Below are 12,340 nucleotides of genomic sequence, written 5' to 3' on the forward strand. Positions count from 1 at the left end.
CGCGCCGGGTCGCCCGCCGAGGGGCCGCCCGCCGACCGACCGCGGGACAGCGGGGCACCGGTGACCGCGGCCGACCGGCTGATCGAGGAGATCGACCGCGTCGTCACGCAGCGGCCGCTGGCGGTCGTCGCGGTGTTCCTCGTCGTGACGGCCGGCTTCGCCGGCGGGCTGACGGGCATCGAGACCAGCGCCGGCGCGGACCAGTTCACGCAGGACATTCCCGCCCAGCGCGCGCTCGACGACATCGACGAGGAGTTCGAGACCTCGATCGGCGGCTCCGCGACGTCGGCGCAGGTGATCGTCTCAGACGGTAACGTCCTCTCCCGCGACGCGCTCGTGCGGACCTTGGAGACGCAACACCGGCTGGAGTCGCGCTCGACGCTCCGGGTCGCGTCGACGTCGAGCCACGCGGACGCGGTCGCGCGGCGGTTGGACCCGAGCGCTTCGACCGCGGCCGAGCGGCGCGACGCCGTGACCGAGGCGACGCCCGCCGAACTGCGGACGGCCATCGCCGACGCCGACGCGACGGGCGCGATCGCGGCCCAGGTGTCGGTCGACTACAACCCCACCGCGCAGGCGGCCGACACCGCCATCGTCGGGATCACCTACGACCTGCCCGACGCGGCGACGACGGCGCGGGTGACCGAGCTACAGACCCGAAGCGTCGAGGTCGTCGACTCCGTTCCGGGTAACGAGGCGGGCGAGAACGTCATCCTCTTCGGGGACGGCGTCCTCCAGTCGGAGATCACGGCGCTGTTGACCGACACCGCGATCATCGTCTTCCCGGCGGCGCTGATCCTGATCGTCGGGTTCCTGATCTTCTCGTACCGCGACCCGTTCGACATGGCGATCGGGATCGCCGCGCTGCTCCTGTCGCTCCTCTGGACGTTCGGCTTCATGGGGTACGCCGGGATCCCGTTCTCGGACTCGCTCGTGACGGTGTTCCCGCTGTTGCTCGCCGTCGGGATCGACTTCGGGATCCACATCGTCAACCGCTACCGCGAGGAGCGGGCGACCGGGACCGGCATCGAGGCGTCGATGCGGACCACCACCGACCAGCTGCTCATCGCCTTCCTGCTGGTGACGATCACCACGGTGTTCGGGCTCGTCTCCAACGTCGTGAGCCCGTTCGATCCGAACCGCGACTTCGGGATCGTGGCGGCCGCGGGGATCACGTTCACGCTCGTGATATTCGGCGTCTTCCTCCCCGCGGCGAAGGTGCTCGTCGACCGGCTGCGCGAGCGGTTCCCGATCCCGACGTTCGGGACGAGCGCCCTCGGCGCCGGCGGCTCGCGGCTCGCGCGCGTCCTCCACGTCGGCGTCGACCTCTCGCGGATCGCCCCGGTCGCGGTCGTCGCGCTCCTCCTCGTCGGCGGCGCGGTCGGCGGCGCCTACGGGACCGGCGTGAACACGGAGTTTTCCGAGGAGGCGTTCTTCCCGGACCAGGACCGGCTGGAGACGTACGCGGACCTCCCGGAGCCGTTCGCGCCGACGGAGTACACGTTCCTCGACGTGTTGACCCTCTTCGAGGAGGAGTTCGAGCAGGACTTCGTGGGGTCGGTGACGCTGTACATCGACCAGTCGATCAGGGACGACGACTCCCTGGAGCTGATCCACCGCACGACGCGGAACCCCCCGGACACCTTCGCGACGACCGACGAGCGCCGCGCGCAGGCGACGAGCGTCGTCACCGTGATCGGGGACCGCGCGTCGCGCGATCCCGAGTTCGCGGCGCTCGTCGAGCGCAACGACCGCCTCGGCAACGGCGTGCCCGACCGCAACGTCGACGAGGTGTACGACGCGCTCCTCGACTCCTCCGCGGACGGCCGAGCCCGCGGGTACGTCGCCGCCGACCGCGGCAGCGCGCGGATCGACTACACGATCCGACCCGGCGTCGACAACTCCGAGGCGGTCGCCGACGTGCGCGAGCTCGCCGAGCGCACGCCGCTCAACGCGGTTCCGACCGGATCCCTCGTGGTCAACGAGGCGGTGATCGACCTGCTGACGGAGTCGGCGATCCGCAGCCTGTTCGCCGCCTTCGGGCTCACGGCGCTGTTCTTAGCGCTCTCGTACGCCTACCTCGAAGGGAAGGCGGTCTACGGCTTCCTCAATCTGGTCCCCGTGCTCGTCACCGTCGGCCTGCTCGTCGGGTCGATGCGGCTGTTCGACATCCCGCTGACGCCGATCAACGCGCCGATCCTCTCCGTCTCCATCGGGCTCGGCGTCGACTACACCGTCCACTTCGTTCACCGGTTTGTCGACGAGTACAAGGCGGGCTTGCCGATAGACGAGGCGCTCGACGTCACCATCGCGGGGACGGGCGGCGCGCTCACCGGCAGCATGCTCACCACGGTCTCCGGGCTCGGCGTGCTGTGGCTCGCAGTCATCCCCCTCCTGCGCGACTTCGGCGTCCTGCTCGCGCTCGGCGTGTTCTACGCCTACCTCTGCTCGATCCTGCTCGTCCCCTCGCTCGTCGTCGTGTGGGACCGGTACGGATCGCTCGTCGGCCTCGGGCTCGACGACGGGCTCCGCGACGCCGAGCGCTGACGCTGCGTACCACGCGACTTTCGACCGGACGGCAGAGACAGAAGAGACCGAGTCAGCCGACCACGCCGACGACCAGCTGGACCGTGACGAGGACGAGGAACGCGGCGCCGGTCGCCAGGGTGCCCGCGGCGACGCCGTGCGCGTTCCCGAGTCCGCGGCTCCGGGTCGCGAAGTAGGCGCCGAGGAAGACGAAGCCGACGAGCAGCAGCCCGACGGCCAGGAAGGCGACGTTCACCAGCGTCCCGGCGAGGCCCTCGGGGATCCCGAAGCTCCCGACGCCGAGGAGGATGCTCCCGCCGACGAGGACGGTGATGCCGACGAACGAGACCGCCCACACGACCGGCGTCCGGACCACGTCGCCGAGCGTCTCGACGACGGCCTCGTAGCGTCCGCCCGTCTCGTCGCGGCCGGGAGCGACTCGCTTCGCCCCGATTTCGGCGACCGCGACGAACGTGGCGACGACGAGGAGGCCCATCAGCCCCGTACTCAAGAGGGTGAGTGATGTCATGGATTTCCGTTGTTAGGGGCTCCGTTCGCGCGTACAAATACCCTTCGACGCGCCTTTGACGCGGGGTCTCCGCACCGATCGGTCCCCTCGACCGCGGCACCGTTCGACCGGCCGGCGGGGTCCCGCTCGGGGGGCGAAACGGACCCGTTCACTCCCCGATGGCCCGCCCCGCTACACAAGAGATAAGTGTACCATCGCTAAGGGTGGTACAAGAGCAGACAGACGAACATGATAGATCCAGTTATCCTACAACAAGGGGGCGACTGGCGCGCACAGGCGGAGGTCTTCGACGAGATCTTCTTCGTCTTCCTCGCGCTCGGCACCCTCGTCGGTACCATCGTCGTGGCGTACACGCTGTGGAACGTGTACAAGTACCGCGACGACGGGAACCGGTCGGACGAGGAGTTCGACGCGCCGGTCGTCGGCGAGCTCCCGACGGGACAGGGCGGTCCGAAAGCCAAGAAGCTCTTCCTCTCGTTCGGGTTGAGCGCGATCGTGGTCATCAGCCTCGTCGTGTACTCGTACGGGCTCCTCCTCTACGTTGAGGAAGGGCCGGACACCGATGAGGAAGGCGACATCGAGATCATGGTCGAAGGCTACCAGTACGGTTGGGAGTACGAGTATCCGAACGGGCACACCGAACGGGGTGAGCTGATCGTGCCCGCCGACCAGCGGATCGACATCAACGTGACGTCGAGGGACGTCTGGCACAACTTCGGATCGTCGGACTTACGCATAAAGACAGACGCCATTCCCGGGGACTACAACGATAACTGGTTCTCCGTGAGCTCGGCGGAGGTCGAGGCGCAAGGCGGCGAGGCGACGTACCCCGTCGAGTGCTTCGAACTGTGCGGCCCCGGTCACTCGCAGATGAAGGGCCAGATCACGGTCATTCCGCAAGACGAGTGGGAGGAGTGGTACGCTAACACCGGAAACAGCTCGGAGAGCGCCAGTATCGAGACCTCCGCGCACGAGTCCGGAGTACTCAGCGGGGTGAACGCATGAGCGAACTCCCGCCGACGACCTCCGTCAAGCGCTGGTTGGTCACGACCAACCACAAGGACATCGGTATCCTGTACACGATCACCGCGCTGTTCTTCCTGCTGTTCGGCGGCGTGATGGCGCTGCTCATCCGCCTCCAGCTGTGGGACCCGACGAGCCAGATCCTCTCGGGGTTGGCGTACAACGAGGCCGTCACCGCGCACGGGCTGATAATGGTGTTCTGGTTCCTCTCGCCGTTCGCGTTCGGGTTCGCGAACTACTTCGTGCCGCTCCAGATCGGCGCGGACGACCTCGCGTTCCCGCGGCTGAACGCCCTATCGTACTGGATGTACCTGTTCTCGGGCGTGCTGCTCGGGATCAGCTTCTTCCAGGGCGGCACGCTCACAGCCGGCTGGACGATGTACGCGCCGCTCAACGTGCCGATGTACACGCCCGGCATCGGGTCGACCGGCGCGATTCTCGCGCTCACGATGTTCATTATCGGCGTCACCGCGTCGACCGTGAACTTCCTCACGTCCATTCATCACTCCCGCGCCGAGGGGATGGGTATCATGGACATGCCGCTGTTCTCGTGGTCGATCCTCGCGACGGTGTGGATGATGCTGTTCGCGTTCGCGGCGCTGCTCGGTGCGCTGTTGATTCTCGGTTCCGATCGGGTGCTCGGGAGCGTCTACTTCTCCGCTACTGAGGGCGGTGCCCTGCTGTGGAGCCATCTTTGGTGGTTCTTCGGCCACCCGGAGGTGTATATCGTCTTCTTCCCGGCGCTCGGGGTCATGCTGGAACTGTTCCAGACGTTCTCCGGCCGCCGCCTCGTCGGTCGCAAGTGGGTCATCATCTCCATCTGCTTGATCGCCGTCCAGTCGTTCCTCGTGTGGATGCACCACATGTTCCTCACGACGATTAACCTGGAGATCAAGACGCTGATGATGGCGACGACGATCGGTATATCCCTCCCCTTCGACCTGATCGTCTTCTCGCTGATCTACACGCTGATCAAGGGGCGGATCCAGTTCACGACGCCGTTCCTGTTCGCGTTCGGGGCGCTGCTCCTGTTCATCCTCGGCGGGATCACCGGGGTCTTCCTCGGCGCAATCGTGCTCGACTACGAGTTCCGCGGCACCTACTGGGTGGTCGCGCACTTCCACTACGTGATGTTCGGCGGGGCGACGGCGCTCGTTGGCGCGATCTACTACTGGTTCCCGAAGGTGACCGGGAAGATGTACAACGAGTTCCTCGGGAAACTCCACTTCGTCACGTTCTTCCTCGGCTTCAACGCCGTCTACTTCTCGATGTTCCTCGCTTGGGAGACCCCGCGCCGGGTGTTCGAGTACAACCCCGAGTTCCAGATCTACCACCAGTTCGGGACGATCGGCGCGTTCGTGCTCGGACTCTCCTTCTTCATCATGTTCTACAACCTGGCGCAGTCCTACGTCTCCGGCGAGCCGGCCGGCGACAACCCGTGGGACTACTCGCGGACGGCGGAGTGGGCGGTCTCCTCGCCCCCGCCGCTGGAGAACTGGCCGAACAGGCCGTCGTACGCCTCCGGAAAGCTGGAGTTCGTGAAAGACTACGTGCCGGACGGCGGGCCCGCGGTGAAGACGGACGAGGACGGTAACGTCGCCACCGACGGCGGCGACACCCACTCGTCGCACATCTCGAGCTACGCTCACTGGGACAAACATCCGAGTCACGCGAGCATCTGGCCGTTAGCACTGTCGCTCGCCCTCGGCGTCCTGCTGTTCGGCCTCTCCGGCTTCGCCAACTCCGTGACCGTCGAACTGGGCGAGACGGCGCTCCAGAGCGACGTCGTCATCTCCAACCTGCTTTACCCGACCGCGATCTTGGCCGGGATCGGCGGACTCCTCTACACCGGCGTGAAGTGGGGGACGGAGGACTTCTACGCCCCGCCGACCGAGTTCGCCGAGCGGTGGCCGTTCAACGGCGTCGAGAAGGTGAAGTTGGGGATGTGGTTCTTCCTGGCGTCCGACGTGCTCGTCTTCGGCGCGCTGCTGTCTGCGGCCATCTTCATCCGGTACAACGCCGGCTGGATGACGTGGGAGCCGCTGACCGACCCGCTACCCGGACTGATCAACACCTTCGTGCTACTCACGTCCTCGTTCACCGTGATCTTAGCGCTGGTCGCGGCCCGCCGGAAGAGCCGGCAGGGCCTGCTGGCGTCGCTGGGGTCGACCATCCTGCTCGGGTTCGTCTTCATGGCGATCAAGATGTGGGAGTGGAACCACGAGGTCTTCGACAAGGGCGTGACCATCTCCGCGAACGCCCACGGCGACCCGATCCAGGCGTCGATCTACTACGTCACGACCGGGCTCCACGGGATCCACGTGCTGCTCGGTCTCGTGGTCGCAATCTTCCTGTTCGTCAGGGCGTACCAGGGTCACTACCTCGACGACGAGCGGCCGATCGAGTACTTCGGCCTCTACTGGCACTTCGTGGACATCGTCTGGGTGTTCGTCTTCCCGCTGTTCTACCTCTTCTGAGGCGGTTCGCGGCCCCGTTTTTTCGCCGTCACGCGTCGCTCTCACCGACCGGTTCGGCGCACCACTGACAGAAGTCGAACGTCGGGTCGGTCTCCCTTCCGCACTCGGGACAGCGGATCGTCTCGCCGGACTCCGGTTCCGCCTCGCCGTCCGCAACCTCCGCGGACGCGGCGCCGGGACCGGGTACCGTGTCCGGCGAGCCCGTCGCTCGGGACGCGTCGGAGTCCCGCTCTGACGTCCGGTTGTGTCGGACCGCCACGACGTACGCGTCGACCACGCTGGCGACCACGACCGCGGCGGCGGGCGCGATCTCCGAGACCGCCGGCGGGTCGCCCGCGAGCGCGCCCGAGATCGCTGACTCCGGGACGAACACGAACACCGCCGCGGCGACCGTCAGGTACCAGCCGAGCCCGCGGGCCCACCGGCGGAGGTACGCGTGACCCAGTCCCGAGACGACGAGCGCGAGCAATGCGGCGAGCCAGGGCCGCCGACGAGTGCGTTCCGACATGGGCGCCCGTACGACCTCCCGCCCCGAGAACCTACCTCTCTCGGAGCGTTTATGTTGCGGACGCGCCGAACTACGGTATGTTCGGCGTTCCGCTCGGCGAGTTCCTCTCCGGGGCCGCGGTCGCGGTGTTCGGCGTCGGCACCTGGGGGATCGGCCTCGGCGTCGTGTACCTCCTCTACCGTCGGTGGCGCGGCGACGGCCCCCGCGGCGACGACGACTGAGCCGGACGGCTCGAATTCCGGTTCGGCCACGCTTTTCACGTCCCTCGTCCGATCTAGCGTATGACAGACACGGCGCTCGTCGTCGGCGGCACGCGGTTCATCGGCCGACACACCGTCGCGGAGCTGCTCGCGCACGACTACGAGGTCGCGATATTCAACCGCGGGAACCACGAGAACCCCTTCGCGGACGACGACCGGGTGACCCACGTCGAGGGCGACCGGAAAGACGAGACCGCGCTCCGGGCCGCGAAGCTGTCGGTCGAACCGGACGTCGTGATCGACTGCGTCGCGTACCACCCGGCCGACGTGGCGAGCGCGACCGACGTCTTCGCCGACGTCGACGGCTACGTCTACATCTCCTCGGGCTCCAGCTACGCCGCCGAGGAGATCCCCAAGCGGGAGGGCGAGACGCCGCTGGAGCCGTGTACCGACGCGCAGGCGGTCGACGACGGCCACGAGACGTACGGCAACCGGAAGGCCGAGGGCGACCGCGAGGTGTTCGCGGCCGCCGAGGCGGGCGTCAACGCGATGGCCGTCCGCCCGTGTATCGTCTACGGCCCGTACGACTACACCGAGCGGCTCGACTACTGGATCGACCGCGTGCTCACCCACGACCGCGTCGTCGTCCCCGGAGACGGACAGAACCTCTGGCACCGGGCGTACGTCGAGGACGTCGCGAGCGCGCTGCGGATCGTCGCCGAGCGCGGCGAACCGGGCGCGGCGTACAACGTCGGCGACCGGCGGGCGCTCACCCTGCGGGAGACGCTGGAGACCATCGCCGACGCGGCGGACACCGAGGTCGACGTCGTTCCCGCGAGCGCGGACGCGCTGGCGGCCGGCGGGCTCGACCCGGAGGAGTTCACCCTCTACCGCGAGTACCCGCACCTGCTCGACACGTGCGCGCTCGCCGACCTGGGCTGGGAGTCGACGCCGGTCGACGAGGCGATGTCGCGGACCGTCGAAGAGCACCGCGAGTCGGACCGCGACGGGAGCGAGTGGGACCCCGGCCGCGAGGCCGAGGAGCGCGTCATCGGCGTGAAGCAGACGCTCTGAGGCGGTCGCGCCGCTCCGGGCGGCGACGCCCCCTCAGTACGCCGCGTCCCACCGCGCGGGCTTCCGCCGGTTCCCGCAGTCGCGGCACTCCATCCGGTCCATCGTGTCGATGGCGATGTCCGTCCCCTCGCAGTTGCCACAGAGGTAGCCGTAGCGGCGCTCGTGGTCCGGGTCGACGTACGCGACGTAGAACGGGGCCTGTGAGCCGCGGTCGCTCTCGTCGAACGCGACGTGGACGGTCTCTCCGTCTTCCGTCTGGTACGTCGCCTCGGAGATGCCCCTGAGCCGCCCGACCTGCTTCCGGAACTCCCGTTCCGCGAACAGCTCGCCGCCGATGTCCACCTCGCGCTCGCCGGCGAGCTCGTACCCCTCGCGCTCGTAGAACTCCGTGCCCGCCTCGTTGTCGGCGAGGACGCGCGCCTCGATACGGTCGACGTCGGCCGAGCGGAGCGCCGACTCGACCCGCTCTAGCAGCGCCGAGCCGATGCCCGAGCCACGGTGGTCGGGGTGGACGTGGAGCCAGTCTATCTCGCCGACCCGCTCGCGGCGCCCGACGACGTAGCTCTCCGCGAACCCGACGACGACCCCGTCCACCACGGCGACCGGGAACACCGCGTCGTCGTCCTCGACGTCGTCGCCGAGGTCTCCGGCGTCGTACCACTCCTCGACGGCCTCGTCCAACAGCGCTTCGTCGACGGCGTGCCCGTACGACGCCACGAGCGACTCGCGGGCGACCGACCGGACCGCGTCGACGTCTTCGGCAGTTGCTTCGCGTAGGTCCATGCGTGTAGATACCACCCCGACTACTAAAAACTCGGTCGAGATTTCCGTCGCACGCAACGGGTCCCTCTATCCGGTGCGAGCCGCGCGAGTACCCGTTCTGCGCCGACCGCGCCGTCGGTGCGACCGCTGGCCGGCGCGCTCCGTCGACACGCCGCGTCAGACGCGCCACTTCTCTTCGGTGTAACACATCTCCCAGAACGCGTGTTCGAGCCGCGCGCTCCGCAGGAACGCCGCCCGCATCGCGTCGCGCTCGCCGGGGTACGCCTCGGCGTGCCGGTCCACGAGGTCGCGCATCCAGGCGACCGTCTCGCGGAAGGCGTCGCTCGTGTAATTCTCGATGAACGGGGTGTAGCGGTGCTCCTCGGTCGCGCGGTCGGCCATGTGGTCGGCGACGTCGAGGTAGCCCTGCCCGCACGGGTAGACGGCGGCGACGGTCTCCGCGATCGACCCCTCGTGGGCCGTCCGGACGAGGAAGTCGGTGTATGCCGCGCAGGTCGGCGCCTTCTCGACCGCCTCCAGATCCGCGGCCGAGAGGCCGTAGTCTGCGGCGAACGAGCGGTGGAGGTCCATCTCGTCGTCGAGCGTGGCGTGCGCGGCCGCCGTCAGCCGCCGGGTCGTCTCCTCGTCGTCCGCCTTCGTCCCCGCGATCGCGAAGACGCGCGCGTAGTCGAGCAGGTACCGGTAGTCCTGTCTCACCCAGTGTCTGAACGCCGCCTCGTCCAGTTCTCCGTCCGCCAGTTCGACGACGAACGGGTGCCCCTTCTGTGCGTCCCAGATGTCCGATCCGGCCTCAAGGAGTCGATCGCTGAACGCCATCTCGTCCGAGGGTCCGTTTCGGACTGTGTTATAACTAACTAATATTAGCAAGTAATACCATGCGGCGGCAACGAGAACGGCGGCATCGCTCCGCGGAAAGCGAGAGGTGTCGAGAGGAGGTTCGGGAAGGAGAGTCCGCGGCCGTCGCGGGGACGTTACGAGATGGAGTACGTCGCGGCCGCCATCAGCAGCATGGTGAGCGCGAGCGCGAGGCCCATCAGATAGGTCAGCGAGCGGTTCTCCCACCGGAGGTGCTGGAAGTACGCGACGATGAGCAGCGTCTTGACCGTCGCGATCACCAGCGTCCCGGCGATCGCCGTCGTGTACGAGAACTCGATGAACGACGTCTCGAAGAGCGCGAAGTTCAGCGTCGCCGCGACGAGGAGGGCGACGTATATCGCCGAATACAGTTTCACGGAGTCGTGCGCCATCTTACGCCCCACTTCGTCCCTGCGCTTAAAGAATTAACCATCCGGGGGTCCCGGATCCCGAAACGCCTATCCGCGCGACGACCGGACCTGCGGTCGGTCGCAGCATACGACCGGTGCTCCCGTGACTCCGCTGGAACCGACGGACGACCTGCTCGAATCGCTGTACGTCGTCAACAAGGTCGCAAAGCAGTTCGCCGACGAGGCCACCGCGGCCTACGAGCGCGGCGACGTCACCGAGAGCAACGTCCGCTCGGCCCGCAAGGACGCCCTCTACCGGCTCAAGACCGCCGTGCTCTCCCGTGTGGTCGCGTACGACGCCGACGGGGTCACCGGCGAGTACCACGCCATCAACGGCGACGTGTGGCTGTTCCTCACGGTCGGCGACTGGCACTTCCACCAGCCGCCGCACGCGATCGGCGGCGACCTCACCGACGCGATCGCGGTCTCGAACTCCCGGGCGAACCCGATCGACGCCCCCTACGAGCGCGACGCCGCCGTGCGGCGCTCGGACCGCACGCTCGAAGAGGCGCTGTCGCGGCTCGCCGAGGTCGGCGCCAACGCCAACGACCACCTCGCGCGGCCGACGGTCACCAGCGAGCACGACCGGATCGTCGACGTCCGGTGGTCGTTCCTCTCTTGAGTTCCGCACCCCGCAGAAAAACCGCGTCTCTTCGGACCGCCTACCGGGCCCGCTTAGGCCTCGACGACTTCGATCGCGCCGAGCATCCCGTTCGCTTTGTGGGGCGTACACTGGTACAGCTGGATACCCGTGTTGTCGAACGACTGCTCGAACGTGTATCCCTCCTCGGCGATGGTCTCCCCGTTGTCGAAGTCGGACTCGGACCCCTCGACCGAGGCCACGTTGTGTCCCCCACCGACGCCGGTCCACTCCCAGACGACGGTCGTGCTCGAGTCGATCCGGACCGCGGCGGGCGCGAAGGCGAACCCCACGTCGCCGGCGCCGACCTCGATGGTAATCTCGTCTTGGCCCGTGAGATCCGCCATGGTCCCGTCGTACATGCGGGCCTCCGACAGGTAGTCGTCGATCTCGCTCGGGACGTCTTCGATGACGTTCCCGCCGTCGCCGCCGTCGCCGCCGTCGCCGCCGTCACCGCCGCCGGAACAGCCGGCGAGCGTTCCGATTGTCAGCGCTGCGCCGGTTCCGGCGAGATACCGCCGTCTGGACAAGTTATCAGACATCACCTAACGTAGGGTTTCGAGCCATACAAACCCCGCGATACGTTTCGATTTTCGGGAATGCACGACGGTGTGAGGCTCACGTATTCCCCCGCCGAATCGGGTCACGAAGCCCGGCTTTATCGCGCTCCGACGCTTCCCGAGAGACATGCGCGAAGACGCGCTGGCGACGCGGCTCGTCGAACACTACGAGGCGACGGGCGACGACCCGGCGATCCGCCTCGAAGAGCCGTACGACGCCGACGGGCGCGAGGGCGTCGTCGACCTGTTCGTCCGGACGCGGACGCCGGAGCCGGTCGACCGCGTGATCGAGCTCAAGGCGGACGCCGCGGTCCGCCGCGCCACCGGCGCGAACGAGGTCCTCCGACAGTACCGGCGGATGGAGCGGTACTTCCACGCCGACGAGCGCCACGCGCTGCGTCCCAAGCTCGGGCGGACCGAGCCGGGCGCCCGCTACCTGCTCTGCTTCGCGCCGACGCCCACCTGCGTCCATCACGTCGCGACGAACCGCACGCTGTACGGCTCCGTCGACCGGGACGCGTACGCCGGCGACGTGCCGGCGGTCCGCACCGTCGCGTTCCTGACGGGGCTGGAGGGCGACCCGGCCGACCTCGGCCTCGTGTCGGTCAATGGCGACGCGGCGTTCGGGTCGGCGCCGTTCGTGCGAGCGGTGCCGGACGGGTCGCGGCTCGCCGAGAGCTTACGCGGCGTCGACGACGACCTGATCGAGTTCCCCTGAGACGGCCGGCGGGCGGCTGAGGGCGGGAGACGGTCCC

13 protein-coding genes are annotated in these 12,340 nt (G+C 68.0%); 7 read left to right on the top strand and 6 right to left on the bottom strand.

Annotated features, from left to right (window positions below; genetic code table 11):
* Positions 1-60 precede the first annotated feature (60 nt).
* Positions 61-2,547 (top strand): RND family transporter, encoded by a 2,487-nt coding sequence (locus EXE50_RS01215; RefSeq protein ID WP_137704133.1) that lies wholly within the window; start codon positions 61-63, stop codon positions 2,545-2,547.
* A 52-nt stretch (positions 2,548-2,599) separates the two neighbouring features.
* Here EXE50_RS01215 and EXE50_RS01220 read toward each other — a convergent pair whose 3' ends face one another.
* Positions 2,600-3,022, bottom strand: a complete 423-nt coding sequence (locus tag EXE50_RS01220) for a hypothetical protein (RefSeq protein ID WP_053772193.1) — start codon at positions 3,020-3,022, stop codon at positions 2,600-2,602.
* 261 nt (positions 3,023-3,283) lie between these two features.
* On the opposite strand from EXE50_RS01220, the gene coxB reads away from it, so the two are divergent.
* Positions 3,284-4,060: a cytochrome c oxidase subunit II gene (gene coxB, locus EXE50_RS01225; RefSeq protein WP_053772192.1), complete on the top strand. Its 777-nt coding sequence runs from the start codon at positions 3,284-3,286 to the stop codon at positions 4,058-4,060.
* Entirely contained in the window at positions 4,057-6,555 is a 2,499-nt protein-coding gene (locus EXE50_RS01230; protein WP_137704134.1) for a cbb3-type cytochrome c oxidase subunit I, read from the top strand. The genes coxB and EXE50_RS01230 overlap by 4 nt, the downstream gene beginning before the upstream one ends.
* 28 nt (positions 6,556-6,583) lie before the next feature.
* Here EXE50_RS01230 and EXE50_RS01235 read toward each other — a convergent pair whose 3' ends face one another.
* Positions 6,584-7,063 (bottom strand): zinc ribbon domain-containing protein, encoded by a 480-nt coding sequence (locus EXE50_RS01235; RefSeq protein WP_137704135.1) that lies wholly within the window; start codon positions 7,061-7,063, stop codon positions 6,584-6,586.
* Between the two features lie 77 nt (positions 7,064-7,140).
* On the opposite strand from EXE50_RS01235, the gene EXE50_RS17285 reads away from it, so the two are divergent.
* Together EXE50_RS17285 and EXE50_RS01240 are read left to right on the top strand one after the other, a co-directional pair.
* Positions 7,141-7,284, top strand: a complete 144-nt coding sequence (locus EXE50_RS17285) for a hypothetical protein (RefSeq protein WP_199241411.1) — start codon at positions 7,141-7,143, stop codon at positions 7,282-7,284.
* Between the two features lie 60 nt (positions 7,285-7,344).
* Positions 7,345-8,337 (top strand): NAD-dependent epimerase/dehydratase family protein, encoded by a 993-nt coding sequence (locus EXE50_RS01240; protein WP_121598998.1) that lies wholly within the window; start codon positions 7,345-7,347, stop codon positions 8,335-8,337.
* Positions 8,338-8,370: 33 nt separating this feature from the next.
* Here EXE50_RS01240 and EXE50_RS01245 read toward each other — a convergent pair whose 3' ends face one another.
* The 3 genes from EXE50_RS01245 to EXE50_RS01255 all read right to left on the bottom strand — a co-directional run bounded on the left by EXE50_RS01245 (position 8,371) and on the right by EXE50_RS01255 (position 10,367).
* Positions 8,371-9,120, bottom strand: coding sequence for a GNAT family N-acetyltransferase (locus EXE50_RS01245; protein ID WP_121598997.1), 750 nt, complete (start codon positions 9,118-9,120; stop codon positions 8,371-8,373).
* A gap of 156 nt (positions 9,121-9,276) precedes the next feature.
* Positions 9,277-9,936 carry a thiaminase II gene (gene tenA / locus EXE50_RS01250; protein WP_137704136.1) on the bottom strand — a complete coding sequence of 220 codons (660 nt, stop codon included), beginning with the start codon at positions 9,934-9,936 and terminating at the stop codon, positions 9,277-9,279.
* Between the two features lie 155 nt (positions 9,937-10,091).
* Complete coding sequence (locus EXE50_RS01255) at positions 10,092-10,367, bottom strand: cytochrome C oxidase subunit IV family protein (RefSeq protein ID WP_053772186.1); 276 nt, start codon at positions 10,365-10,367, stop codon at positions 10,092-10,094.
* A 121-nt stretch (positions 10,368-10,488) separates the two neighbouring features.
* Between EXE50_RS01255 and EXE50_RS01260 the strand changes: the two genes are divergently transcribed.
* A complete protein-coding gene (locus EXE50_RS01260) occupies positions 10,489-11,007 on the top strand; it encodes a hypothetical protein (protein ID WP_121598995.1) in 519 nt (172 codons plus the stop codon).
* A 53-nt stretch (positions 11,008-11,060) separates the two neighbouring features.
* On the opposite strand, the gene EXE50_RS01265 is transcribed toward EXE50_RS01260, so the two are convergent.
* Entirely contained in the window at positions 11,061-11,567 is a 507-nt protein-coding gene (locus EXE50_RS01265; RefSeq protein WP_137704137.1) for a halocyanin domain-containing protein, read from the bottom strand.
* Positions 11,568-11,712: 145 nt separating this feature from the next.
* Here EXE50_RS01265 and EXE50_RS01270 point away from each other — a divergent pair, with 145 nt between their 5' ends.
* Positions 11,713-12,303 (top strand): hypothetical protein, encoded by a 591-nt coding sequence (locus EXE50_RS01270; RefSeq protein WP_053772183.1) that lies wholly within the window; start codon positions 11,713-11,715, stop codon positions 12,301-12,303.
* Positions 12,304-12,340: the final 37 nt, after the last annotated feature.

The organism is Halorubrum sp. ARQ200 (assembly GCF_005435115.1).
GTDB lineage: Archaea > Halobacteriota > Halobacteria > Halobacteriales > Haloferacaceae > Halorubrum > Halorubrum tropicale.